Annotated in this window: 21 protein-coding genes; 11 read left to right on the top strand and 10 right to left on the bottom strand. The window is 63.6% G+C overall.

Annotated features, from left to right (window positions below):
- The first annotated feature begins 18 nt into the window (after positions 1-18).
- The 3 genes from ACQ4W7_RS11490 (at position 19) to ACQ4W7_RS11500 (ending at position 2,742) form a co-directional block, all read left to right on the top strand.
- Positions 19-1,140 (top strand): mechanosensitive ion channel family protein, encoded by a 1,122-nt coding sequence (locus ACQ4W7_RS11490; RefSeq protein ID WP_426070895.1) that lies wholly within the window; start codon positions 19-21, stop codon positions 1,138-1,140.
- 167 nt (positions 1,141-1,307) lie between these two features.
- Positions 1,308-2,489, top strand: a complete 1,182-nt coding sequence (locus ACQ4W7_RS11495; protein WP_426070894.1) for a serine hydrolase domain-containing protein — start codon at positions 1,308-1,310, stop codon at positions 2,487-2,489.
- Positions 2,490-2,580: 91 nt separating this feature from the next.
- Entirely contained in the window at positions 2,581-2,742 is a 162-nt protein-coding gene (locus ACQ4W7_RS11500; protein WP_426070893.1) for a hypothetical protein, read from the top strand.
- Here ACQ4W7_RS11500 and ACQ4W7_RS11505 read toward each other — a convergent pair.
- Positions 2,739-3,122, bottom strand: a complete 384-nt coding sequence (locus tag ACQ4W7_RS11505) for a YkvA family protein (RefSeq protein WP_426070892.1) — start codon at positions 3,120-3,122, stop codon at positions 2,739-2,741. The two genes, ACQ4W7_RS11500 and ACQ4W7_RS11505, sit on opposite strands and share 4 nt — an antisense overlap.
- 92 nt (positions 3,123-3,214) lie before the next feature.
- On the opposite strand from ACQ4W7_RS11505, the gene ACQ4W7_RS11510 reads away from it, so the two are divergent.
- Complete coding sequence (locus ACQ4W7_RS11510) at positions 3,215-3,439, top strand: hypothetical protein (protein WP_426070891.1); 225 nt, start codon at positions 3,215-3,217, stop codon at positions 3,437-3,439.
- A 168-nt stretch (positions 3,440-3,607) separates the two neighbouring features.
- Here the strand turns inward: ACQ4W7_RS11510 and ACQ4W7_RS11515 are convergent, their stop codons facing one another.
- Complete coding sequence (locus tag ACQ4W7_RS11515) at positions 3,608-3,832, bottom strand: hypothetical protein (protein WP_426070890.1); 225 nt, start codon at positions 3,830-3,832, stop codon at positions 3,608-3,610.
- A gap of 265 nt (positions 3,833-4,097) precedes the next feature.
- On the opposite strand from ACQ4W7_RS11515, the gene ACQ4W7_RS11520 reads away from it, so the two are divergent.
- Positions 4,098-7,484, top strand: coding sequence for a hypothetical protein (locus tag ACQ4W7_RS11520; protein WP_436530549.1), 3,387 nt, complete (start codon positions 4,098-4,100; stop codon positions 7,482-7,484).
- A gap of 6 nt (positions 7,485-7,490) precedes the next feature.
- On the opposite strand, the gene ACQ4W7_RS11525 is transcribed toward ACQ4W7_RS11520, so the two are convergent.
- The 3 genes from ACQ4W7_RS11525 to dsdA are packed head-to-tail and all read right to left on the bottom strand — an operon-like array spanning position 7,491 to position 10,606.
- Entirely contained in the window at positions 7,491-8,303 is an 813-nt protein-coding gene (locus tag ACQ4W7_RS11525; protein ID WP_436530551.1) for a ferritin-like domain-containing protein, read from the bottom strand.
- Positions 8,304-8,330: 27 nt separating this feature from the next.
- On the bottom strand, positions 8,331-9,287 hold the full coding sequence (gene dsdC / locus ACQ4W7_RS11530) for a DNA-binding transcriptional regulator DsdC (protein WP_436530553.1): 957 nt from the start codon (positions 9,285-9,287) through the stop codon (positions 8,331-8,333).
- Positions 9,287-10,606 carry a D-serine ammonia-lyase gene (gene dsdA / locus ACQ4W7_RS11535; protein ID WP_436530555.1) on the bottom strand — a complete coding sequence of 440 codons (1,320 nt, stop codon included), beginning with the start codon at positions 10,604-10,606 and terminating at the stop codon, positions 9,287-9,289. The genes dsdC and dsdA overlap by 1 nt, the downstream gene beginning before the upstream one ends.
- A gap of 329 nt (positions 10,607-10,935) precedes the next feature.
- On the opposite strand from dsdA, the gene ACQ4W7_RS11540 reads away from it, so the two are divergent.
- The gene (locus ACQ4W7_RS11540) at positions 10,936-11,160 is read left to right on the top strand and encodes a hypothetical protein (RefSeq protein WP_426070885.1); all 225 of its coding nucleotides are present in this window, start codon (positions 10,936-10,938) and stop codon (positions 11,158-11,160) included.
- 344 nt (positions 11,161-11,504) lie between these two features.
- Here the strand turns inward: ACQ4W7_RS11540 and ACQ4W7_RS11545 are convergent, their stop codons facing one another.
- The 3 genes from ACQ4W7_RS11545 to ACQ4W7_RS11555 form a co-directional block, all read right to left on the bottom strand.
- A complete protein-coding gene (locus ACQ4W7_RS11545) occupies positions 11,505-13,583 on the bottom strand; it encodes a TonB-dependent receptor (protein WP_436530557.1) in 2,079 nt (692 codons plus the stop codon).
- 89 nt (positions 13,584-13,672) lie between these two features.
- Positions 13,673-14,068: a DUF2946 domain-containing protein gene (locus ACQ4W7_RS11550; protein ID WP_436530559.1), complete on the bottom strand. Its 396-nt coding sequence runs from the start codon at positions 14,066-14,068 to the stop codon at positions 13,673-13,675.
- Positions 14,069-14,122: 54 nt separating this feature from the next.
- A complete protein-coding gene (locus tag ACQ4W7_RS11555; protein WP_436530561.1) occupies positions 14,123-16,267 on the bottom strand; it encodes a TonB-dependent siderophore receptor in 2,145 nt (714 codons plus the stop codon).
- Positions 16,268-16,510: 243 nt separating this feature from the next.
- Here ACQ4W7_RS11555 and ACQ4W7_RS11560 point away from each other — a divergent pair, with 243 nt between their 5' ends.
- Complete coding sequence (locus ACQ4W7_RS11560; RefSeq protein WP_436530563.1) at positions 16,511-20,017, top strand: DUF748 domain-containing protein; 3,507 nt, start codon at positions 16,511-16,513, stop codon at positions 20,015-20,017.
- 55 nt (positions 20,018-20,072) lie between these two features.
- Here the strand turns inward: ACQ4W7_RS11560 and ACQ4W7_RS11565 are convergent, their stop codons facing one another.
- Both ACQ4W7_RS11565 and ACQ4W7_RS11570 read right to left on the bottom strand, forming a co-directional pair.
- Positions 20,073-20,696: a hypothetical protein gene (locus ACQ4W7_RS11565; protein ID WP_436530565.1), complete on the bottom strand. Its 624-nt coding sequence runs from the start codon at positions 20,694-20,696 to the stop codon at positions 20,073-20,075.
- A gap of 211 nt (positions 20,697-20,907) precedes the next feature.
- A complete protein-coding gene (locus ACQ4W7_RS11570; RefSeq protein ID WP_426074430.1) occupies positions 20,908-21,237 on the bottom strand; it encodes a hypothetical protein in 330 nt (109 codons plus the stop codon).
- 172 nt (positions 21,238-21,409) lie between these two features.
- Here ACQ4W7_RS11570 and ACQ4W7_RS11575 point away from each other — a divergent pair, with 172 nt between their 5' ends.
- The 4 genes from ACQ4W7_RS11575 to ACQ4W7_RS11590 all read left to right on the top strand — a co-directional run bounded on the left by ACQ4W7_RS11575 (position 21,410) and on the right by ACQ4W7_RS11590 (position 25,454).
- Entirely contained in the window at positions 21,410-23,104 is a 1,695-nt protein-coding gene (locus ACQ4W7_RS11575; protein WP_436530567.1) for a methyl-accepting chemotaxis protein, read from the top strand.
- A 93-nt stretch (positions 23,105-23,197) separates the two neighbouring features.
- On the top strand, positions 23,198-23,833 hold the full coding sequence (locus tag ACQ4W7_RS11580; protein ID WP_436530569.1) for a hypothetical protein: 636 nt from the start codon (positions 23,198-23,200) through the stop codon (positions 23,831-23,833).
- Complete coding sequence (locus ACQ4W7_RS11585) at positions 23,830-24,753, top strand: HDOD domain-containing protein (protein WP_436530571.1); 924 nt, start codon at positions 23,830-23,832, stop codon at positions 24,751-24,753. The genes ACQ4W7_RS11580 and ACQ4W7_RS11585 overlap by 4 nt, the downstream gene beginning before the upstream one ends.
- Before the next feature lie 74 nt (positions 24,754-24,827).
- Positions 24,828-25,454 (top strand): response regulator, encoded by a 627-nt coding sequence (locus ACQ4W7_RS11590; RefSeq protein WP_426074426.1) that lies wholly within the window; start codon positions 24,828-24,830, stop codon positions 25,452-25,454.
- The last annotated feature ends 17 nt before the right edge of the window (positions 25,455-25,471 follow it).

Below are 25,471 nucleotides of genomic sequence, written 5' to 3' on the forward strand. Positions count from 1 at the left end.
TTCAAGGAGTTTTCGCCTATGGATCTCAGCACGTTCCACTCGCTGATGGGAGGCCCGCTGCGCTCGGCGCTGACCGTGCTCGTTTCCGCGCTGCTCGTCACCCTGGTCGCCATCGTCGTGCACCGGGCCGGCATCGGCTTGCTGAAAAAACTGGCCAATGGCCACCCGTTCACCAGTAATGTCGCGCGCGTGGCCTTCCGCGCCAGCCAGCTGTGCATGATCGTCTTCGGCTTGCGCGTGGTGCTGGCCGGCGCGCCCGACGACACGCCGGGCCTGGTCGCCATGTCGCATCTCACCAGCGTGGCGCTGATCATCGCGCTGACCTGGCTGGCCATGCAATGCATCGAGTCGCTCAGCATCACGATTTCCCAGATCAATCCCGTCGATGCGGCCGACAACTTGCGCGCGCGGCGCAGGATTACCCAGGCCCGCGTGCTGACGCGCAGCGCGCACGCCATCGTCGTCATCCTGGGCCTGTCCTTCGTGCTGCTGACCTTGCCCGGCGCGCGGCAGATCGGCGCCAGCCTGCTGGCTTCGGCCGGCGTGGCGGGCCTGGTGGCCGGTATCGCCGCCCGCCCCGTGCTCGGCAATTTCATTGCGGGGCTGCAAATTGCGTTCTCTCAACCCATCCGCATCGACGACGTGCTGATCGTCAATGGCGAATGGGGCACGGTCGAGGAAATCAAGGGCACGTATGTGGTCGTGCGCGTGTGGGATGAACGCCGTTTGATCGTGCCGCTGCAATGGTTCATCGAAAATCCGTTCGAGAACTGGACGCATACCTCCTCGGACATCCTGGGCACGGTCTTTCTGTGGCTCGATTTCAGTATCCCGATCGAGCCGCTGCGCGCGGAATTGACGCGCATCTGCGCGTCCGCCACACAATGGGATGGCCGGGTCTGCACCGTGCAAGCGACGGATTCGAACGAGCGGGCCGTGCGCGTGCGCTTTCTGATCAGTGCGATAGATTCGGGTACGGCCTTCGAGCTGCGCTGCATCGTGCGCGAGCAGATGCTGGCCTTCATCACCACCCACTACCCGCACAGCCTGCCCCGCTTGCGCTCCACGCACGACCCCATCGAAGTGCGCGAGATGCAGGCGCAGAACGACAGTGTGTCGCTGTACAAGGTTGAGGGCTAGGCTTACAAACAAGGCTTAAAAAACGGTCACACCCTGCTGTAACGCTACTGGCGTAAATAAACACCGCTCTGCCCCTTTGTCACTGCTGTAAAGCAATGTTTTGTCAATCGCCCCTATGACGGGCGGAAATATTGTTAAGATCGTTAAAAACAGCAAAGAGAGAATCAATGAAACGAAGAAGCGTGCTGGGACTGGGCGTCTCACTGGCCCTGCTGCAAACGGGCTGCGCCACCGATCCGGCCAAGCTGGCGTGGGAAACGGCATTTGACGGCTTCATGCGCGATGGCCTGGCCCGCACGGAAACGCCGGGCATGAGCGTGGCCGTGGTGCGCGGCGAGCAAACCATCTTCGCGCGCGGTTATGGCTGGGCCGACATCCAGGCCGGCAAGAAGGCCGATGCCAACACGGTGTTTCATGTCGCCTCCGTCAGCAAGCTCGTCACGGCCACGGCCGTCATGATGCTGCTGGAACAGGGTGCCTTCCAGCTAGACGACAAGGTGGCGGCCTATCTGGACTTCCCGCTCATGCATCCGAAGTTTCCCGATGTGCCCATCACCTTTCGCCATTTGCTCAGCCACACCTCGGGCATTTCCGATGCCGTGTACGACAAGACCGCGGCGTTTGCGGTGCAGGGCGATCCGCGTCTGCCCCTGCGCGACTTCGTCAAGGGTTATCTGTCGCGCGGCGGCGCCTGGTATGACGCGGACCTGTCGTTTGCCGCCCGGCCAGGCACGGAATGGCGCTACAGTAATGTGGGCATCGCCCTGCTCGGTTATCTGGTGGGCCGTTTGAACCCCGATGGCCTGGACGCCTACGCGCACGAGCACCTGTTCGAACCGCTGGGCATGGACAGCACGGCCTGGAACCTGGCCGGCTTGCCCCGGCGCGCAGTCGTCGCCCAACCGTATGCGCACAAGGAACCGGGCCTGCAAGTGCTGCCGCCCGTCGGCTATCCCGACTGGCCCGCCGGCCTGCTGCGCAGCTCGGCGCATGACTTTGCCCGTTTCCTGGCTATCTTCAGCAATAGCGGCCGGGTCGATGGCCACCGCTACCTGCAAGATGCCACCCTGCAATTGTTTTTTTCCCCGCAAGCCGCCGCCGTCGCGCCTGCCGATGCGTCCGTGCGCCAGGCCCTGGTCTGGCTGCTGCGCGACGTCGACGGCAAGCCGCTGGCCACGCACAGCGGCGGCGACCCGGGCGCCGCCTCCGTCGTCTGCGTCGACCGCGCCAGCAGGACCGCCGTGCTGGCCTTCGCCAACGTCAGCGCCGACAAGGAGTTTCGTTCATTCCAGAAAGAAGTCGTGCTGCGCCTGCTGGCTCATGGGGGCAGCGGCGCGCAAGCCCGGTAGGCATGCCGCTTGTGTGAGCGGGCGCACGGTGGCACCCGGGCAAGAACGTATGCTGTGCTGGTCAAACTTGACACTCAACGAGGAGACCAGCATGACGAACCGCATCGGCAACAAGGACGTGGCGCAGCAGCGCAGCAAGAGTGAAAAAGCCCGCATCAAGGCACAGAACATCGCCAGCGAGGCGGTCAAGAAGGCCGAGGCCAGCGCCCGCTACCGCAATGCGGTGAAGGGCCAGCCCGTTCCCGGCACCTAGGCGCCGAACCAGCCGCGCAGCTTGTCGGCGGCGCGTTCCTTGACCTCGGCCGTGATGTAGGTGGCAACCGTGGCGACGGCTGCCGCCAGCACGGCCAGGTCATCCGCATAGCCGACCACGGGCGTGATGTCGGGAATCGCATCGATGGGCGAAATGAAATAGCCGAGCGCGCCGTAAATGGCCGTCTTGGCCCACAGCGGGGTATGTGGCTGCTGCGCCGCGTAATACAGCCACAAGGCTTTCTCGATGACTTCGCGTCCCGCGGTCTTGGCGAACTTGACGACCTTGTCCCAGAAGCTGTCTTCCGTGTATTTCTTTTCATACTGCTTGTCGGCCTGGGCGGCGTGGTCTTCTTCCAGATTCTTTTTTCTGCCAAACATCTGCTGCTCCTGTCTGCCGCGCACGGCGTTACGAATGCGCACCTTAGCATAACGGCGCGCCGGGTGTGCGGCGGGCAAGGTAGGCAATCACCATGGAAATAGCCACCACCACGGCGCGCGCCGCCGGCCTGCGCTACACGGGCGACCACCAGAACGGCATCGCCCGCCTGGGCCAGCCCGGCAAGTTCCGCTACCGCGACGCGGATGGCCAGCTCCTGCCCGATGCCGCCACCTTGATGCACATCAAGGCGCTGGCCATTCCCCACGCCGGGACGGACGTGGATCTGCCCGCGCGCTGCAGCGCATGCGCGAAGTGACGGGCGAAGATACACGGCGAAGGAGTTGCGCACCTGATCGGGCACCTTGCTAGCCGCGCTGGCCCTGCAGGCGTTCGAGCAAGTCGATTCCGAGGCGCAAGAGAAGACAACATCGTGCAAGCTGCCGGCGCTAGCGCCGGAAGAAGCGGCTGCAAGGGGCCGTTCAAGTCAAGCTTGGCGCCCAGGCTGGCAACGTGCCGACAGTGTGAGGGCATCGCTGCCGCAGACCGGCAAGGCGCCGTGGCCAGCTTCGCGCGCCACAGGCGACGGCGCGGCATCGCCCGTCTGCGCCTCGCCCGCAGTCATCACCGTGGCAGCCAGGGTCGAGAAGGTAAACAGGCAGATCAGCAGAAACGGCTTGTTCACGTGAATGGACTGGTCTGGCTTGGGCATCGCATACTCCGTCGGACTGGTTGGCTGTTACAGCATGAACACGATCATCGCGTGTTTCCGCAAGGCATACAATCAGACAGTTTCGACAAGATGGGTAGGACAACGCTGACAGCGCTCATCGCTAAAGACCCGTGTCGGCAGATTTGACACCGGCGCCGGTCCGTATCAGACAAGCCCTTGTTTTTGCGGCACAATTTATGCGGGAACGCTTCCTGCTTCACCTCTTGCCTGGGCACGCTTGGCGCCAGTCAACGGGGGAACGATCATGAGCTTTATTAAACAGGCGCTGCTGGCGCTGCTGCTATGCGCGATGTCTGTCGCGCACAGCAGCAGCATCGGCTACACGGCAACATCGCTGGGTGGCACGCAGTGGCGCTACGACTATACCGTCAGCAATACCACCCTGGCCGTGCCCATCGAGGAATTCACGCTGTTCTTCAGCGTGGGCCAGTACGCCAACCTTCACGACGTCTCCACGGCGCCGGGCTGGGACGTGCTGCTGGTGCAGCCTGATCCCGCCATTCCCGCCAGCGGTTACCTCGACGCGCTGGCGCTGGCGGGCGGCATCGTCCCCGGCGCCACGGCCACGGGCTTTTCCATCACCTTCGATTACCTGGGCGCGGGCAGCCCCGGCGCGCAGCCGTTTTCCATCCTCGACCCCGTCTCCTTCATCGAGCTCGAGGCGGGCAGCACGCAGCCGGCCGCCGTCGCCTTGCCTTCCACGCCCTGGCTGCTGCTGGCAGGCGTGCTGGCCGTCGCGTGCCGGCGCCGGCGCCAGCTGGCCGCCACCGCGCTGGCCACGGCCCTGGCGCTGGGCCTGTGCGCCTGCGGTGGGCCCGGCGATCCCACGCAGCCGCCCGCACCGAAAGTCATGCTGGCCGCCGCGGCGACTACCAGCGCCACCGTCCAGGCCGCTGGAGACTTCGAAGTGACGCAGCTGGAAAAAGTGGCCGAACAGCGCGTCAGCCGCACTGCCTGGGACTACACCTACCTCGTGCACATCCGCAACAACGGCCGCGCGGCGGCCAGCAATGTACAAGCCGTGCTGACCAGCGCGCCGGAAGGCAGCACCATTATCGATGGCAATGTGCTGGCCGGCAGCATCGACGCGGGCGCCACCGTCACGCCCGACGACACCATCATCGTGCGCATCGAACGCAACATCGCCTTCCAGAGCACGGCCCTGGCGTGGACCTTCAGCGCCAACGCCAGCATCGAACTCGATCCCGTGCTGCCCGCGCAAGTGGTGACGCTGTCGCTGGCCGAGCTGGGTTTTGCGGACGGCGCCGACAGCGTCAAAGTCAGCGGCGCCGTCACGGACGTGCTGCTGCAGGACGGCAGCCTGCGTTTTTCCACGCCCGGCGACACGGGCGTCTACCAGCACGCACAGTTTTCCCTCAGCAAGGGCAGCAGCGTCACCACCCTGAACCTGCTGATCCAGACGGCCCTGCCCACGAGCGTGGAAACCTATGTGGAGCCGGACGACGATGGCAACTTGCCCGCCACGGCACCCGTGCTGGCCATCACGGGGCTGGGGCCGAACAACCGCCTGCAGCCGGGCGCCCTGGCATTTCGCCTGGTGGGCGCCGCCCCCATGGCCTTGCAGGACGACAGCGACGGCTTGCTGTCCAGGCCGGACGGCGCGGCCGTCAGCCTCAAGCAGTATTGGGTTTTCGATGCCGCCAGCGGCACCTTCGGCATCAGCGCCACGGCCATGCAGCAATTGCTGGCATCCTTGCCCAACGGCAGCTACGACCTGACCCTCAATTTCGTCTCGCAGGATGGTGAATTCACGGCCAGCTATGCCTTGATCGTCGTCAAATCCTCCACCTCCCTGCAAGGCCAGCTGCGCACGCCGGCAGGCGGCAATGCCACGGGGCTGGCCGGCAAGAAGATGTTATTGGCTGGCTACAACAGCCACCAGCGCCAGGTGGCCGTGGTCGACGCCACGGGCGCCTTCCACTTCGATGGCGTGCTGCCCGACACCTACCAGCTGACCTTGAACGACCTGGTCCATCCGAACGTGGTCAGCGTCAGCGCCGTCGTCTTCGCCAACAGCAGCACCGTCAGCGTCGGCATCGTGTATCCGTACGAATCCGGCCTGGTCCAGCGCACCACCCCGACGCAGCGCTATGTGGCGGGCAGTGTCACGCAGGATGGCGCCGGTCCGCCCGCGCGCGCGGTGCCCGCCAGCTCCCGTGGCACGGGCGACGTCACGCCGCAGGCTGACGAGGGCAGCAAGACATTTACGGCCACGGCGGCCGCGCAAAACCAGACCATCACCTCGCCCGTCGCCTTCACGGTGCCCAAGGGCACGAAAAACGTGGGCGTGAAAATCACCGTCAGCACGGCCGAGTACCCCGTCTACACGACGGCGCAAAGCCAGTACAACGATACCTGGTCGTACGCCGTGACCGGTTTGCCCGGGGTCAACCTGGCCGCCACGGGCGCCGTCAACCAGACGCACTTCACGCAGGGCACCATCGTCAGGACAGAATGCGTCGACGTCAGCAAGCAAACCAAGGAGGGGGCTTTGACCCTGAGCGGCAATGTCAGTGCCACGAATATCGGCGACAGCGCCCTGGCCACCGTCACGAAGGTGGAGCTAAGTCTCGTGTGCAAGGGTTTGAAGGTGACGCAGGCAACATTCCTCTCGCCCAACAAGGCTGCCCAGCCCGTACTGCAGCCAATCAAGCTGACGGGCAATCTGGCGGGGCCGTATGTGTCCGTGTCGCAAGGCGCGGCCACGGCCACCCACACCGTGCCGCTGGAATTGCACTACACGCCGGCGGCCGCGACGATAACGGAAGTGAACATCGGCGTTTCTTCCGGCGGCGGCAATCCCGCCTTCAGCACGGAGAATTTATTGTCCCAGACCAATACCAAGAGCGCCGGCAAGGTAACAATCCCCAGCCTGGTGCTGCCCGCCTTTGCCGGCGCAAAACTCGACAAGAAGGCCGTCGTCACGCTGCGCCTGAAGGGCCGCATCGACAACACCGATGCCAGCTCCGACCCGGCCGAAGGGGGGCAAGTGGAGTTCAAGGGAAGCACGGCCTACATTCCCCTGTACCTGGCCAACAACGAGGCGGCGCTGGCGGCGCGGCGCTACGGCACGCGCGACGCGGGCGGCGATTCATGGGCCACGCGCCTGGCCATCGCCTGGCTGGCGGGCAAGGCGTACCGTTTCGACGACATCAGCGGCCAGCATGTGACGCAGACGGCGGCGGGCGATTCCATCCTCGGCCACCGCGGCCACAGCGACGGCCAGCAGATCGACTTGCGCTACGCGGACGGCGCGGGCGGCTACTCGGATGCGCTGGGCGGCCAAAACAATGGCGCGGCCATCCACCAATTGATCATCGACGCGAAAGCGGAAGTGCTGGCCAACCCCGCGCAAAAGCCGAAACTGGCAGCCCTGCTGGCGTGGATCGCGGCGAACCGGGCCATGCTGGCCCAGGAAGCGGCACCGGCCAGCACGCGTATCATCTACATCGGCCCCAGCTTCGTCAAGCTGGCCCTCGTCGACGGGCGTTTTTCCGCCGCGCCGACCGACAAGATTCCGGGCGCAGGCGCCTGGCTCAAGCCGATCAAGGTGCATATCGAAGCAGGACATCTGAGCCACTGGCACATCAGCATCACGGCCCATCCATAGATAGCGTCAGGCGGGCAAGTCGGACAGTTCCAGCTCCGAAAAACCCGCCCGACGCCGCGCTTCCAGGTTGAACGGCCCGCGCAGGGTGGGCGCTTCGTAGCGCAGCGCCAGTTCGGCATAGGTGGCACGCAATTCCAGGCCCCGCTGCTGGCACAGGTAGCCATACCAGCGGTTGCCGATTTCCACATGCCCCACTTCATCGCGCAGGATGATGTCGAGGATGGCGGCCGCCGCCATGTCGCCCGCCTGCGCCAGCTTGGCGCGCAGGGGCGGAATCGCGTCCAGGCCCCGCGCTTCCAGGGTGCGTGGCACCAGCGCCATGCGCGCCAGCACGTCGCCGCGCGTCTTGTCGACCATTTCCCACAGGCTGTCGTGGCCGGGGAAGTCGCCGTACGTGTGACCCAGCACCTGCAGATGTGCTTGCAGCATGGCAAAGTGCGTCGCTTCTTCTTTGGCCACGCGCAGCCAGTCCGTGTAGTACTCGGCCGGCAAGTCCGGGAAGCGCCACAGGGCGTCCAGCGCCAGGTTCATGGCATTGAATTCGATGTGCGCGAGCGCATGCACGAGCATGGCGCGCCCTTCCGGCGTGATCATCGAACGCCGCCCCACCAGGCGCGGCGGCACCAGTTCCGGGCGCTCGGGACGGCCCGGCACGGGGCCGGATGGCGCCAGCGGCGCCAGCGCATCGAGCGCCATTGGCGCTTCGGCCATGGCTGCCACCAGCGCCACCTTGGTGGCCGGGTCCGGTTCCAGCAGGCAGGCGAGCGCGGTGGCGCGCAATTCCGCTGGCGCGGTGGAGGTCGATGGGGATGGCTGCATGGGAATTCTTTCGTGCGTGTTTAGCGTTTACAATGAGGGGTGCAGTGTATCAAGTGCTTGCCCCAGCAGCCAGTCCAGCAGCGCCTGCACGCGCGCCGGCAGCGCGGCGCGCCCGCTGTGCACGAGGTAATACGCCTGCGGGCTGGCCAGGGTAAAGCCGCCAAATGGCAAGACCAGCTGGCCGCTGGCCAGCCACGGCTGTACCAGCTGGCGCCGGCCCATGGCCACGCCCGCATGGTGGATGGCCGCCTGCGCGCACAGGTCGGCGCGGTCGAAACGCAGGCTGCGCGCGGGCAAGTTCACCGCTGGCGCCTGCGCATCCAGCCACAAGCGCCATTCGGCGTCGGGCGCGCAGGCGGGCCAGGCCAGGGTGTCGTGCAACAGGGTCGCCCCTGACAAGTTTTGTGGCATTTCAAACAGGCCGTGTTCGCGCGCGTAGGCGGGGCTGCAGACAGGCGCCAGCCATTCATCCATCAGCTTGCGCGACGCCAGGCCGGGAAAGCTGCCATCGCCATACTGCAAGGCCAGGTCGACCTGGCCGGCGCGAAAGTCGACTGCATCATTGCCCACGCGCAAGTCAAGCGACAAGTCCGGATACTGCGCAGCGAACCCTGCCAAGCGCGGCAGCAGCCAGCACTGGGCGATGGAGGGGCGCGCATGCACGGTGACGCTGCCCGCCAGCGCATCGCCGCCGGCAATGGCCGCATGCAAGCCATCCCAGCCAATTTGCAGGGCGGCAAAGATGCGTTCGCCGTCTTGCGTCAGTTTTACTTGCCGCGTCAATCGTTCGAACAGGCGCAGGTCCAGGCTCGCTTCCAGCCGCGCGATGCGGTGGCTGACGGCGCTGGGCGTGAGCGCCAGTTCCTGCGCGGCCAGCGCAAAGCTTCCCTGCCGCGCCGCCACGAGAAACGTGTGCAGGTTGGCGAACTGGCTGGCCGTGAGCGTGGCCCTGAGCGTGGCACTGCGCGGCGCACCGGCCGGCATCAAGCGGCTCCGGCCGCCAGCAGCGCGCGGCCGCGCGCCACGTAGGCGGCCATTTCCTCTTGCGGCACCATGCTGCCGCCCGTGCCCCATACCAGGTGCGTGGCCGTTTCCAGGTGCTGCTGATATTGCGGCGCGGCCAGCACAGGCTGGATGCCCGCGAAACCGGCCACGGCGGACGGTTCCAGGCGCAAGCCTTGCGTTTGCTCAAGCGTCGCCAGCAAGCGGTACAGTTCTTCATCCGTGACGGTGGCGTAGCCGTCGATCAGCCGCTGCATGGCGCGCCCGACGAAGCCGGACGGGCGTCCCACAGCCAGGCCATCGGCGGCCGTGAGGTTGTCGATGCCGATCTCCTGCACGCTGATCCGATCATGCAAGCCCGTGTGCACGCCCAGCAGCATGCACGGCGAGTGGGTCGGCTCGACAAACACGCAATGCACGAAATCGCCAAACGCCAGCTTCAAGCCAAAGGCCACGCCGCCAGGGCCGCCGCCCACGCCGCACGGCAAGTACACGAACAAGGGGTGATCCGCATCCACCGCGACGCCGTTTGCATCGAACTGGGCTTTCAGGCGCTGGCCCGCCACCGCGTAGCCGAGGAACAGGTCGTGCGAGTTTTCATCGTCGACGAAGTGGCAGGTAGGGTCGTTCTCCGCCTGCCTGCGCCCCGCTTCCACGGCCACGCTGTAATCGGTCGCGTACTCGACCACGGTGACGCCATGGCTGCGCAATTTATCCTTCTTCCATTGCCGCGCATCAGCCGACATGTGCACGGTGGCGCGAAAGCCCAGGCGCGCGCTCATGATGCCAATCGACAAGCCCAGATTGCCTGTGGAACCGACGGCGATCGCATACTGGCCGAAGAATGCCCGCACGGCGTCGCTGGCCAGCAGGCTGTAATCGTCGCCCTCATTCAGCAGCCCGGCATCGAGCGCCAGCATTTCCGCGTGTTTCAGCACTTCATAGATGCCGCCACGCGCCTTGATCGAGCCGGAAATGGGCAAATGGCTATCTTGCTTGAGCCATAGCTGACCGATCGTCATGCCAAGCGCCGCCTGCATGCCTGGCAGCGGCACGACGGGCGACTCGATGACGCCGCCGCTGGCCTGCGTTTCAGGAAACGCCTTGGCCAGGTATGGCGCAAAGCGCGCCAGGCGCGCACTGGCGTCCGCCACGTCGGCCGCCGTCAAGCCCACATCATTCAAGGCCTCGGCCGCCGGCGCGATGGCGGGATTGAACCAGCTCAAGGGCTGCAAGGCCATCAATTCTGTAATCAGTGGAAATTTTTCGCGCAGCGCGGCGATGGCGGGAGTGGGCAGCATGGCAACCTCTTGAAGGAAGAAGCCATGATTAGACCGCATCCGGACGCCGCTGGCAAAGGATGGTTGATCAGGCAATGGGTGACGGGGGGTCATGTGTCCTGCCTTCGTCCTCCGCATGACATACCTGAATTAGCGAACTTCGATCACTGTAGGACGTGGACGGTATCGAATGCCGACAACGCGCATTTGTTTACCCTGAACTCCGCGATAGCTAAATTTAATTCTTCAATGCACTATCGATTAAAGAAAAAATTCCACAAAGGTACAAAAATAAGTTATCTTTAAGGCAAATAAAAGGAGACATTTTTCTCTTTTCTACTGAGGCAAAAATGCGCTCCAAGAATGACAAAGTCGCTGCTACCGATATGGACACCCTGGACTGCGCAAGACAGGACGATTTGACGGCCCAAAAGGTCGAGGTTGGCATTATCTTCCAGGAAATGCTCGATACCGCCACTGCCGCCGCCTATCTTGCCAGGAACAAGGTGCCGATCGCCACCGCGCTGCGCGTCCTGACGGGGTCACGGCGAAAAAAGAGCGGAGGCGGAATTTGATGGCTTTGTGCCGGATTACCTGGGATGGCGCCGTATACCCGATGCCCGATGCCGGGCGCATCCGCTCTCCGGAAACATTACTGAAGTCAACGCTGGGGCGTTGCCACACTTGACCGTGATATGGCCTAGTCGAACAGCTCAGGGTTTCAAGGGAAGAGAAGCCACTTCATACCACATGCGCAACCTCGCTCAGTATGGGTTATCGTCACATGGAAAATACCAAATTACCGAAAAGAAACATGCACACATTGTCACGAACATCTGATTACCGTCGATGCGGTGACTCTTGCAGGCGCCTTCCACCACCACCGGCAGCAGGAAGGCGCCCTTGCTGATTGCAAGCCTTAGAACTTCAGCTGCAGCCCCACATCAACCGACCGGCCCTCGGCCGGCAAGGCTTGCAGCGCCCCGCCCTGCGCATTCAAGCCGGACAAATACACGCCACCGAGCGGATCCGCGTAGGCGCGGTTGAACAGGTTGCTCACGCCCGCGCTCAGGCTGGCCATCTTGCTCAATGCCACACTGCTGCGCAGATTGACGAGGGCAAAGCCGCCCGTTTCCGGTTCGAAGCGGCGCGCATCGACCTTGTCCTTGCGGGCAACGATCTTCGTTTCGATGCGGCTGCTCCAGGCGCCCAGCTTGTGCTCGACGGCCAGCAAGGCGTTGAACGGCATCATGCGGTACAGATCGCCGCCATCGCTGCGCTTGCCCCGCGTGTAAACGGCGTTGCCCGTGGCCATGAAGCGGCCCCAGCGCGCGCTGCTGGCCAGCGGCAACTGCCACGTCACATTGGCGCCATACAGCTTGGCGTCGTGGTTGGCAAAGCGCAGAAAGTTACCATTCGCGCCCATCTGCATATAGGGATTGAAGGCCGCCAGCACGTCGACATCGATGTAGTTGTCGATCTTGCTGTAATAGGAATTGACGCGCAGGAACCAGCCGTCCTCGCCGCCGCCATGCCAGTCGGCCGTCAACGCCGCCGTGTAAGCCGTCTCGGGCTTCAGGTCGATATTGCCCACGTAACCGTTACCGTCGCCAAACCAGTTGGTCATGATCATGGCCATCGAGCCGCGCCCCCAAGAATAACGCTCGTACAGGTTGGGCGAGCGCACCTTGCGCGCCAGCGCGAATGCATAGCTGCTGGCCGCGTCCGGCGTGAAGGTCGCTTGCGCCGAGGCATCGATATTCGTGTCGCGCTGGCTGCGGCTGCGCGCATTGAAGGCCCTGGCGGCCATCACGTCGGGCATGTTCATCATATTGGTGCCATACGATTGCACATCGCCCGACTCCATGCGCACGGATTCGCCGCGCACGCCCAGCACGCTGCTCCAGCGCGCATCATGACGCGTTTCCAGTTCGCTAAACAGCACGGTGCGGTCGCGCTTGCCGTCATTGATGTTCAGATAGGTGCGCGGCCCCATCATCATGGAACCGGGCACGGCCGGCCAGTAATCGTCGAGGCGGAAACCGTGCCATTCCTGGCCCAGGCGCAACTCGCCCGCAGCGGTCGGCAAACTGGCCATCAGCGCATAGCCTGTATTGCGCCCGTGCGTCAGCATCGGCATCGTGCCCGTGCGCTCAGGCGAGAAAAAGCCCATCTCGTGGTCCGTCTGCTGCCAGTAGGCGCGCGCGTCCAACACGCCCCAGGCAAATGTGCCCTGGTAAGCGAGATTGGCGAACTGGCCATGGTTGTCCGTCATGTCCATGTACTGGTTGGGAAAGCCCTGGTATGGGATGTGCTGCACGCCGGCGCGCAGAGTCAGCTGCTGGCCCTGGCCTTTCGCCGCCAGCACGATGGCCTGGTTGATGCTCTCGAACATGCTTCCCAGCACCTTGTTGCCGTGACCATCGTCATAGCTGTGGCCGCGCGTGTAAGCACCGCTGTAGCCGATGCTCAGCGTGTCGCTGGCGGCCGAGGCACGCACGCTGGTCGCCACGCTATTGTTGACGCTGCGGCCCGAGACGGCAAAACTGCCTTGCGTCAACAGCGCTGCGCCAGGCTGGGCGAACACGGGCGCGCTTGACTGCACCTCGATGGTGCCGCCGATACTGTCGCCGCCCGCGCTGACGGGCGTCACGCCCGCGATCAGGCGGATGCGCTCCACCTGCTGCGGGTCGATATAGGACAGCGGCGCATTCATGTGATTGGCGCAAGCCGATGTCAGTTCCATGCCATCAATGCGAATCTTGATACGATCATCCGCGAAACCATTGACAACTGGCAAGCCGGACACGCCGCCACCGGCCGCCACACTGTAGCCGGGCGTGCTACTGAGCATCAGCGCCGTGTCGGCGGCGGGCCGGTAGCCTTCCTTGACGCCCGCGACGATGACTTTCATCTCGGGCAAAACATCTTCAGCGCGCGTTTGCGCCACGGCGGGCATGGCGATGGCGAGGGTAATTAATAAGGGGAAATGTTTCATGCTGCGGCTTTCAAAATCTGTATGGGCAAGATGAACAGACGCAAGCGCACGACACGCGCGGCGCAAGGCAGTTCAGGGAAAGGGACAGATCAGAAAGCGGCAGGCGGGCCACGAGGCTGGACGGGCGTCCAGGCGAACAGGGGCGTGACGGATTGGTAGAACAGCAGGGGCAGCAAGCCTGTGAGGATTTCTCCGGAAGCGAGCACGAGGGTCGTGGGCGGCACATCCAGGGTGGCCGCGTGCATGCTGCAGCACGGGCAATCGCCCATGCGCATGCTGCCCTTGGAGGTATCGGGCGCATCCGTGGAGAATGTTGCGGGCAGCATGGTCATGCCACCCGCCACCGAGCAGATTTCCAGGCTGGGCACGGCCATGCCGCTGGCGACTGTCAGCGCGCGCGACACCGTGGGGGCGAGCGTGGCCAGGAAGATGGCGATACACGCGATCCACAGGACGATGCGGGCCTTGCCTTTGCTGATGAACATGGCAACATTGTATCAGTGCAAGCACCCGGCGCACAGCGTGCAAGTCAAAGCTTCCTACAAATCCACTTTCATCGATAGCTTGATGGCGCGCGGCGCACCGGACGCCAGACGCGTGCCGGCGCCGGCCCAGTAGCGCTTATCGGCCGCATTTTCCACGTTCAGCTGCCACACGACGGCCTTGTCCATCATGCGGCCGGCATAGCGGGCGCCCGCACTGAACAGGCTCACGCCACCCAGGAAGGCCTGGTTCAGGTCGTTGACGGGACGGGCGCTGTAGTAATACGCGCCGCCGTTGACGAACAGGCCCGGCACGACGTCGAACGCATAGGCGAGGAAGGCGCTGCCCGTGCGCTTGGAAGCGTTTTCCGGCGCCTTGCCGTTGTAGTCGGCGTTGATGTGGGCAAACTTCGGGTCGAGGAACTGGGCCGACGTCTGCCACGACAACTGGCGCGTCAGCTTGCCCTGGGTCGACAGTTCCAGGCCGCGGTAGCGCTGCTCGCCATCCGAGGTGAACACATTGCTGGCATTCGTGTAATAGCCGGGGCGCTTGATGTCGAATAGCGCAGCCGACAGCAAGGTGCCGTTCGGCATCAGCCAGCGCGTGCCCAGCTCTTTCTGTTTGCTCACGCCAGGCGCCATCTTGACGCCCTGGTTGAGCGTGCCCGTCGGGCCAGTCTCGCCCTCTTCTAGCCCGCGTGCCGACGACGCATAGAACGAGATGGCTGGCGTCAGCTTGTAGATCAATGAGACCATCGGCGTGGTCTTGCTGACGTCGTAATGGCTGGCGCCCTGGTCGCTCTGGTAGCTGCTGCGGCGCACGCCGATGACGCTTTGCCATTGCGGGCTGAAGACCATGCGGTCAAGCGCATACAAGCCCGTGTCGCGCGTCTCCAGCGCGGCCGTCGTCGGCGAAGTCGGTTTGGGACCGAACACGACATTCGTCACGGGCACGGGCTGGTACAGGTTTTGCGATGCAATCGTGTAATTGCTCTGGTAAATCGGATCTTGCGATTTGTCCGTGCGCGAGGCGCCCAGGGTCAGTTCATGGGCGATAAAACCCGTGCTGAAATTGCCGGCCAGTTCAAAGCGCAGCAAGTCCGATGCCGTCACGCTGTGCTGGATATTGCCGGTGATGCGGCCTGCGCCCGTGGCCAGCGCCGCCGCGTTGTTCAAGCGGAAAATGGCCAGGCGGCGGTCGCGCGCCGTTTCCGAGTGGCCCGCTTCCACCGTCAAGGCCCAGCCATCCGTGATGGCATAGTCGGCGCGCAATTGCGCGTTTTTCGTTTGCGCTTCGAAATTCGACCAGTCTGGGCCGATCAGCTGGCGCGGATCGACGGCGCGCGGCAAGCTGATCACGCCTTTCACGGCGGCCGGCAAGGCCACGCCCGCCTGCTCCGTCACCTTGCGGCGCTCGTATTCGAGGTCCGCTTTCAACAGCAGCTGGTTCGTCACGCGCCAGTCCAGTGCGGTGGCCACGAAACGGCGATTGCCGTTGCCCACCTTATCCAGGTAGGAACCCAGGGTGCCGCCAGCCGCGTTGATGCGCACGCCAAATTCCTGCTGCGCGCCAAAGCGGCGGCCCACGTCGACATTCGCTACGGCACTGCCACGCTCGTCAAGGCTCAAGCCCATGCTGGTGACTGGCTTGCTGCCGGCCCGCTTGGTGACGAAGTTGACCACGCCAGCGGGCGAAGTAAAACCGTAGTACAGGGCCGAGGCGCCCTTCAGCACTTCCACCCGCTCCTTGTTTTCCATGGGCACTTGCGAGAAGTTCATGATCGGCATGGAACCGTTGAGGCGGTAATTCGTGCGGTTTTCCACGGCAATGCCGCGTATCACCAATTGATCCCACGTTTCGCCGCCATTTTGCTGGCGCGTCACACCCGCCGTATTGCGCACGGCATCGTACAGGCCGGACACGGCTTGCTGCTCCAGCAATTCGCGCGTGATCACGTTGACGGTCGAGGGCACGTCCATGATGCTGGCGCCGCGAAAGCTGCCCGCCTCCGTGGTGACGGGCACCAGCCCTTGCGCGCGCGCCCCCGTCACTTGCACGGCTTGCATGACTTTCGCATCGCCAGCCGTCAAGTCGTCCTGGCCGCTGGCCGCATCAAACGCCAGCGCGGCGTGGGAAGCGAAGGCCAGCGACAGGGCGGCGGCGACTGGAAGTAAGCGGGTGCGGGGAGAGACGACAGGCATGACATCGGGCTTTCAATAAAAAATAGGTACAAATGGGAACTTACGGTTGCCGCCATGATACCGATAATGAGAATCATTATCAAGAAAGAGTGAGTTTGTGTGAGTTTTTTAGAAGAAACAAGACCACCCCGGCGCCTGTTATCACATGAACACGTTTGGATTTTGCAGACGAGGCCGCAAAGAGGCATACTGACAGTCACGGCGCGCAGGATATGCCGCCCAACAAGATCAAAAGGTCAGTTCGTGAACACAATCGACAACAAAAGCGTGCAGACGAAAACATTTCGCTGGAAACGCTGGCAGCGCTGGGCCGTTGGCACAGGCTGCGCCCTGGCCGCCTACAGCGCGGCCGGTTTCTGGCTGGTGCCCTACGTCATCAAAAACCAGCTACCCAAATTTGCCGAGAAAGAACTCGCGCGCCAGGCCAGCATCGCCGACGTACGCTTCAACCCGTTTACCTTGCGCCTGGAAGCGGACCAGATCGCTTTCAAGGAAGCGCCCAGCGCAGATGGCAAGAGCGGCACGAGCGGTGACCCGCTGCTGTCCATCGGCACCCTGGCCGTGCAGCTGGAATGGAAATCCATCGTGCGCCGCGCCTGGAGCCTGGCGGAAATCCGCATCACGGCCCCACAGACGCATTTGACCATCACGCCGGACGGCAAGTTCAACCTGGCCGAAGTGCTGGCCACCTGGCAACGCAATCACCCGGAAAAGAGCGACGGCGGCATGCCGCGCCTCGTCATCGCCCACTTTGCGCTGGAACAAGGCAAAGTGGACTGGCAAGACCAGAAGGCGGGCTATGCGGACAACTTCACGCCGATCAACTTTACGCTCGACAATATCTCGACCCTGCCCGATGCCAACGGCAGCTACAGCCTGAGTGCCGACGCGGCACGCGGCGGCAAGCTGCATTGGCGCGGCACGGCCTCGCTCAGCCCGATCCGGGGCGAAGGCGAGCTGATACTGAACGACACTTCCCTGCCCGGCCTGGCCGCGTATTTGAAAGCCTACACGCGCGCACAAGTGAGCAGCGGCAAGTTGTCGGCGCGCCTGCCCTACGCTTTTTCCTATGCCGACGGCACGCTGCAAGCCACGGTCAAAGGCGCGGGCCTGGCCTTGCGCGACCTGGCGCTGGTGCAAGGCGATGTAAAGGGCAAAGGAGAGCCATTCGCCTCGCTGGCTACCTTGGGCATCGCCGGAGTGAACGCCGACCTGGCACGCCAGAGCATCACCGTCGACAAGGTCAATCTGTACGGCGGCAAGGTGGCCGTGCGGCGCGACAGCAAGGGCGAGATCGACGTGGCGAACCTGATGCTGCCTGGCAATCCCGCACCGGCAGCCTCCGCTGCGCCTGCCCCACCGTCCAAACCGGGCAAGTGGAAAGTGCACTTGAAGCAAGTGGCCTTGGCCAACGTGGATGTGTCCGCCGTCGATGAAACCGTCTCCCCTGCGCTGCAGCTGAGCGCCAAGCAACTCCAGCTGAGCTTGCAACTGGCCCTGCAGCAAGGGCCGGCGGGAAACAGCATCCTTGTCGACGGCGCCAATGTCAGCCTGGCGGATCTGGCCATGCAGCGCGGCGCGCAAATGCCGTTCAAGCTGGACCAATTGGGCTTTACGAAAGGCAAGATCGACCTGGCGGCGCATACCGTGCACCTGGGCGCCGTAACGGCCAGCGGCGCGCAAATCGACCTGGCGCGCAACCGCCAAGGGGAATTTACGATTGCGCAAAAGCTGCCCGTGTTTGCCTCCGGCAAAGCCGACACAGGCAAGGAAACCCCGTCCGCACCTTCTGCGCCATGGTCCACCAAGATAGACAAGGTAGAACTGAGCAAGTTCGGCGCCCGTTTCGATGACGCGGGCACGGGCATCAAGGGTAACTTGCAGGACGCCCGCCTGTCCCTGCAAAACGTCAGCAACGATATGCAACAGGCGTTGCCGTTCGAGCTGGGCGTAGGCTTGCGCGAAGGTGGCTTGCTTACGGCCAACGGCAAGTTCGTGCCGGGCACGGGCGCCGTCGATGCGCAGCTGAATCTGAAACAACTGACCCTGGCGCCCGTGCAAGCGCTGCTGGCGCAGCATGTGAAACTGAAGCTGGCTAGCGGGTCGCTCTCCGGCAGCGGCCGCCTGACGACGGGCGGCGGCGCGCCGAAAGCGCCAAAAGTACGCTATGAGGGCGGCGTGGATATCGCCGGCCTGGTGCTCAATGAAACGGATGGCAAGCGCTTCGCCTCGTGGAAAAGCGTGCGCGCCGACAAGCTGACCGCCAGCGTGGGCCCCGATTTTGTCGACATCCCGGAACTGCGCGTGGTGGAAGCAAACGCCCAGCTGATCATCGAAAACGACCGCAGCCTAAACGCGCAGCGCTTGCTGGTGAAGGCGCCGGAGCCAGCTCCCGCACAAACTGCTACAGCGGCTCCGGCAACAGCCAGCGCGCCGGCCGCCGACGCCGCCTTCCCCGTGCGCGTGCGCCGCGTGCGCCTGCAAAACGCCAAGCTGGACTTTGCCGACCTCAGCTTGCGGCCCCAGTTCGCCGCCAAGATTTATGAGTTGAACGGTGTCGTCACGGGCTTGTCGACGAAACGCGATGCGCGCAGCCAGATCGAACTCGATGGCCGCATCGACGAATTCGGCCTGGCACGCGTGCGCGGCCAGCTAAACCCGTTCGCGCCCACGGACAACACGGACTTGAACGTGGTCTTCAAGAACGTCGACATGGTCTCCGCCTCGCCGTACACGATGAAGTTCGCCGGCTACAAAGTGGCCGAAGGCAAGATTTCGCTGGACTTGCAATACAAGGTGCGCAACCGCCAGCTCGACGGCACCAACCAGATCGTGCTCGACAAGCTGACCCTGGGCGAGCGCATCGACAGTCCGGACGCCCTGAAACTGCCTTTGGAATTGGCGCTGGCCATCCTCAAGGATAGCGACGGGCGCATCGACCTCGGTTTGCCCGTGTCGGGCGACATGAACGACCCGCAATTCAGCTATGGCGCCCTGATCTGGAAAGCCGTGGGCAATGTGCTGACAAAAATCGTCACGGCGCCGTTCCGCGCGCTGGGCAACTTGCTGGGCATCAGTGCCGACAAGCTCGAATCCATCGACTTCGATGCGGGCAGCGCCGTGCTGCTGCCGCCCGAACGGGAGAAGATCAAGCAAGTGGCGCAAATCCTGGCCAAGCGCGAACAGCTGAAGCTGGCCGTGCCGGGCCAGTACAGCGACACGGACGGGGCCGCCCTGCGCGCCCAGGCCGTGCGCCGCGCCGTCGCCGCCAAGGCCGGCATCAAGCTCGAAGCGGGCGAAGAACCGGGGCCGTTGAACCTGGGCGAACGCAAGATACGGGGCGCCCTGCGCGAGCTGTACGGCGAACGCTTCGGCAAGGCCGAGCTGGACAAGCAGAAGAAAGCGGCGGAGTCGTCAGCTCCGGCGGCAGCGGCCGCATCAGCTGCCGCCTCCGCTCCGGCGACGGCAAAAATCCCCGTCTTGCTACGCTTGGGCAAGCTGATCGAGGGAGAGCCGCAAGTGGCCGATACGGGCGCGTTTTATGCCGGCTTGCGCGAGCAGTTGGAAGCAAAACAACCGCTGCCTGCCGACGCCTTGAGCAAGCTGGGCACTCAGCGCAGCGCGGCCATCCTGGCGGCCCTGCAGCAGGACGGCACGCCGGCAGCCAGGGTCAGCGCGGGAGCGCCGGAAAAAACGGAGGCTGCGCCAGGAAAGCTGGTGGGCTTGAAGCTGGGATTGGCGGCGCAATAAAAAAGGCGTTGTCTGCAACAAGCTTGCGGACAACGCCTTTTATCAAGAAACGAATTTATTTCTTTGGCTGATATTGTTGACGGTCAAATCCGCTGACATCAAATTCAAATACGGGTGCGCCTTCCTGAAAAATATCCACGGCAATCCGCACTCTTTTCGCTTTTTGCAGTTTCCCCAGGAATTTCTCATAATTGCGCAAGAAAATCGTCTCTGAACTATTGTCCGCAGGAGCCGCCGCGGAATAATTGACGGGCTTTTCATCATCAAATCTCACCAGCACCGTGCAATCCTGATAGGAGGGGCATAATATCTGCCCCTTTCTAATCGAAAAAATCACATCTTTACCTTGACGGTATCCTGTCCGCAAAGTCAATTTGGCGTTTTGTAATCCGCTGTAGGGGAAGTCAAAATTGACGGTATTGGTGCTATACACGTTAGCGAAAGAGGTCGTGCCGCCATCCATCTTATCTTCACTCACATCATAATTCCACTGTTTCCCCGTCACAACCGTGCCGGCCACGGGAACTGGAGCGTTTTTTGCCTTTTCAACCGCCAGCTCGGCTTCCAGCGTGGCGATCTTTTTATTCGCCGCATCCAGTTCGGCATTGGGTGCTTTAGGAGAGCAAGCGCTAATGGAAAGTAAGGCGGCAGTTATTACCGAGAGAGTCGTCGTTTTCATTGAATAAATCACAGGAGAGGCGATATGAGTCCGATCCCGAGTCTAGCAAACGACATTCCTACATGCAACATGCAAAGTTAAAAATTCGCCTGCACCAGAGCTAATGAGGCTACGGCGCAGCCAACAGTAGCGGCACCGCAACGATGGTGACTCTGTCGTTTTCCCCGCCGCCTTCACCGCCTCGTCCGGCAAGGCAAACGCCACCAGACTATCACCGCTCTTCGTGCCCAGTGAACCATGGCCGCCGGCTATCACCACCACACATGGGAAGCCCAGCGGCGACAGAAAGGGCTTGATTTCCACGGTAAACGTTACGCCCGTCTGCGGCTGCAAGCCCATTTCCGAACCCATGCAGCCCTTCGCGTTGGCTTGGGCACGGCGCCAGGCGCTCCAGGAAGCCCATGTAGTCCGGATTGACCAGCAGCAACTGACGCACCGGATCGACGGCCGCCCCGCCCCACTCGAACACGATGTCGCACCGCGACGTCATACCAGGAGCCGCCAAGGCAGACGAGCCAGGCGCCGCGGTGTTGCTTTTCATTACACCCCATCCTCCGCTCAGTCCGTTCTCCATCGGCGACCTCAAAAAAACAAAATAAATCAAATAAATAACAAATATCTCGAATAAATCAAATTTTTATCGTAAAATGAAAAACACGAACTCTACAAACGATTTTCCCGATTTTCAACCTTCACGTGGAGCGGCACCCATCATGACTATCGCCCAACGCCTGTATGCATTGATACTCTCCGCCGTTCTGGGACTGGCCGCGCTGGCGGGCGTCGGCATATATGAAACGGACCGCGTGTACACGGCGGCCAGCTATGCCACCGTCAACACCGTTCCCAGCCTGCTGACCTTGAACCAGGCTTTCGTACCCTTCACACAGATGCGCACGGCCGTCTGGCAGCACGTGGCGAGCAAGGATGCCGCCATGCGCGACAAGCTGGAAGCGGGCATCAAGGAAGCGCGTGCGGCAGTCGAGCAGGCGCTCGACAAGTATGAAAAGGAAAACCTTTCTGATGAACAAGACAAAGCGTTGCTGGCCACGGACCGTGCCGTACTGCTGCGCTACGATGCCGTGCGCGACAAGGTACTGGCCCTGTCGAAGGCGGGTGAACTCGACGCGGCGCGCGACTTGCTGATGCAGAACCAGCCCATCATCAAGGAACTGGTCGACGCCCTTGCCGCCCACCACCGCCACAACGAAAAGCTGGGCAACACGGGCGCGGCCGAGGGCGCCGCCGCCGCGGCCAACTCGCGCTGGATTTCCATCAGCCTGGCCCTGGCCGTGACGATACTGGTGGCCGGCATGGGCATGCTGCTGGCGCGACGCATCGTCGCCTCGCTGGCCAGCGCCATCGGCGTGGCCCGCACCATTGCAGGTGGCGACCTCAGCGTGCAGGTCAGCGCCACCTCGAACGACGAGGTGGGCCAGTTGATGACGGCCCTGGCGGACATGAGCGAGAGCCTGGTGCGCATCGTGGCCGAAGTACGCGCCGGCACGGAGACCATCAGCACGGCTTCAAGCGAGATCGCGGCAGGCAACCTGGACCTGTCGGCACGCACGGAACAGCAGGCCGGCTCGCTGGAAGAAACCGCCTCGGCCATGGAAGAACTGACGGCTACCGTGCGGCAAAACTCGGACAATGCACGCCAGGCCAAGCAAATGGCCGTCAGCGCTTCGGACAAGGCGGTGCGGGGCGGCGAGGTGATGGGCGATGTCATCCGCACCATGCAAGCGATCGACAACTCGTCCAACAAGATCGCCGACATCATCAGCGTTATCGACGGCATCGCCTTCCAGACCAACATCCTGGCCCTGAATGCGGCCGTGGAAGCGGCGCGGGCCGGGGAACAAGGACGCGGTTTTGCCGTCGTGGCGACCGAAGTGCGCAACCTGGCACACCGTTCGGCGGCGGCCGCCAAGGAAATCAAGACGCTCATCAGCGACTCCGTGGAGCAGGTGGAGCAAGGTGGCAAGCTGGTCCAGCAAGCCGGCGCGGCCATGACGGAAGTGGTCGACACGGTGCGCAGCGTCACCGACATCGTCAGCGAAATCTCGGCCGCCAGCGCGGAGCAAAGCACGGGCATCGAGGAAATCAACCGCGCCATCACGCAGATGGATGAAGTCACGCAGCAAAATGCGGCCCTGGTCGAAGAAGCGGCGGCGGCATCGCAATCGCTGCAAGAGCAGGCGCGCAACCTGGCCGGCGTGGTGGGTGCCTTCAAGCTAGCGCATGGCCAGGCCAATGTGGCGCAACAGAGCACGCCGGTGCGCCACGCCCCAGCCGCCCAGCCGCCGGCACCGCGCAAGACGGCGCCGCTCAAGCTGGTCGCCCAGCGCGCCGCCGGTCAGGCCAGAAGCACGACCGCAGCTGACGGCGGCGACTGGGAAACATTTTGAACCAGTCGCCACGCAGGATCAGCGGCATTGATCGCCCTGGAGCATCGCCATGACATCCGTTTTCAACCGCTCTCTCTGTATGCAGGCATTGCCATGAACGCCTTCCTCGCCGTCCATCCTTACCTTCGCTGCGACGATGTCTCGCTGATGCGGCCGGCGTTGGCCCTGGCAGGCCTGCTGTTGCTGCTGGCCGCGCTGTTCTGGCGCCGCCTCCGCTGGCGCCAGGCCGGCCGCGCGCAAGCCGCCAGCGCGCCGGCTGCCGATCTGCATCAACTGCTGCAAACGCGCAGGGCCAGCCAGCCGTGCAGGGTGGCAGACACGGCGCCGCCACAGCCCGAGGCGCTGGACGCGCCGCCGTTCGAACTGGCCCGCCTGGATGCCATGTTCGGCTACGACCGACGCCTGCAGGGCGAGATTCTGGCCCTGTTCGTGGCCGAGACGCGCGACCGCCTGGCCGGCATCGCCCATGCGCTGCGCTGCGAACGCCCCGCCCCGGCACGCGTGCTGGCACAGGAAATTCTCGACAGCAGCCACGCCATGGGACTGCTCCCGCTGCAGGCCCTGGCGCGCCAAGCCGTGCATGCGGGCTTTTCCAACGATATCGGCGCGCTGCGCCGCCTGCATGCGGACCTGCTGATGGCGCTCGACGTGCTGTCGCAAGCGGTCACGGCCCTGCAAACCGGCGCCGCGCAGGCGGATGACTACCGTGGCATTGGGAGCCGGCCATGAATGCACACATCGATCTGGCGCGCCTGCTCGGCGGCGCCATCCTGCCCTCGCCCGCCTGGCGGCGCCACTGGCTGACGACCTTGTGCCAGCAACAGCTGCCGCTCGATGCGTTGGCAGAACAACTGGGCTGCGATCCGGCCCTGACCGGTATGATCATCGGCCTGGCGAATGCCGGCGTGCCACCGGGCGAGCGCAAACATGCGGCGGTCAACGCCGCGATGCTGGCGACCATCGGCTTGCCCGCCCTGCGCCAGGCATTTGCCACCCCCGCCGTGCCAGCGGCCACGTGTGCGCACTTCGACCCGCAGCGCTTCTGGTCGCACTCGCTGGCCATGGCCTGCGCCGTCCGCGTGGCAGGCGACACGCTGCAGCTGGCGCCGGCCGATGAGCTGTACAGTTGCGGCTTGCTGGCCAACTGCGGCCAATTGGCGCTGGCCACCTTGCATCCGCAAGAATATGGACAACTGCTGGGCCAGCACGGCAATGCCGCCAAGACCCTGCTGCTGTGCGCAGAGTCGCAGCGCTTCGGCCACCACCAGTTGGAGCTGTCGGCCATGCTCATGCGGGGCTGGGGCATGCCGGAAATCCTGTGCGACGCCGTACTCTGCCATGCGGCGCCGCCCGGCTTCGGGCAGTCCGGACGCAGGACAGACCTGGCCTGGCTGCTGAAACTGGCCAGCAGCTTCGCCGACCTGATACTGCGCAATGGCGTGGGGCCGCGCGGGCCGGCCATGGCCACTGCGCGGGTACTGGGTCTGGATGCGGAACACATGGAAACCCTGCTGCGCCACAGCAACGCGGAGTGGAGCGAATGGCGCGATATCCTGGAGCCGCACGGCCATATTGCCCTTTGCCGCACGCGCACGGGCACCGGCGCCAGGCCCACCGCCACACGGCAGGTTTTTAGTGAATTCATCTAATTCGTTGAAATTGATTTTTTGAGCACGATTGCGTATCATTCCCTTCAACTTCATCCGCGACCATAAAGCCCATCATGCACACTGCAGACGTCTGCACTACACAAAAGGCCGCCGAAATCCTCGGCATCTCGGTCACCTCGGTGCAGCAATTGGTCGAGGCCGGGGTGATCGAAGCCTGGAAGACCAAGGGCGGCCACCGGCGCATTCCCCTCGCGGCCGTCGAGGCCTACAAGGGCAATCCCGGCCAGCCAGGCCAGGACCAGCGCACGGCACGGGCCAACCGCCCCGCCCCATCGGGCCGTCCGCCGTCCATCCTGGTGATCGAAGACAATCCAATCGAACGCGCGCTGTATGAAAAGCAGATCGGTTCATGGGGCTTGCAGGCTAGCTTGCGCTTTTGCGAGAACGGCTATCAGGCGTTGATGGAAATCGCCCGCGATCAGCCCGACATCCTGCTGGCCGACATCATCATGGAAGGCATCGACGGCTACGAAGTGATACGCACCATCCTGGCCGACCCGCTGCTGGCGGACATGCATATCGCCATGCTGTCGAGCCTGACGCCGGAGGAACTGGAAGAACGCGGTGGCGTGCCGCCCGGCGTGGTGTTCTTTGCCAAGCCCGTCAATTACGACGAGCTGCGCGGCTATTTGCGCGCCTGCTGCGCCGGCCATGCGCGGCGCAACAGCCTGGCCGCCTAGCCCTCCACCGCTTCCCC

The organism is Janthinobacterium algoris (genome assembly GCF_051380935.1).
Taxonomy (GTDB): domain Bacteria; phylum Pseudomonadota; class Gammaproteobacteria; order Burkholderiales; family Burkholderiaceae_D; genus Janthinobacterium.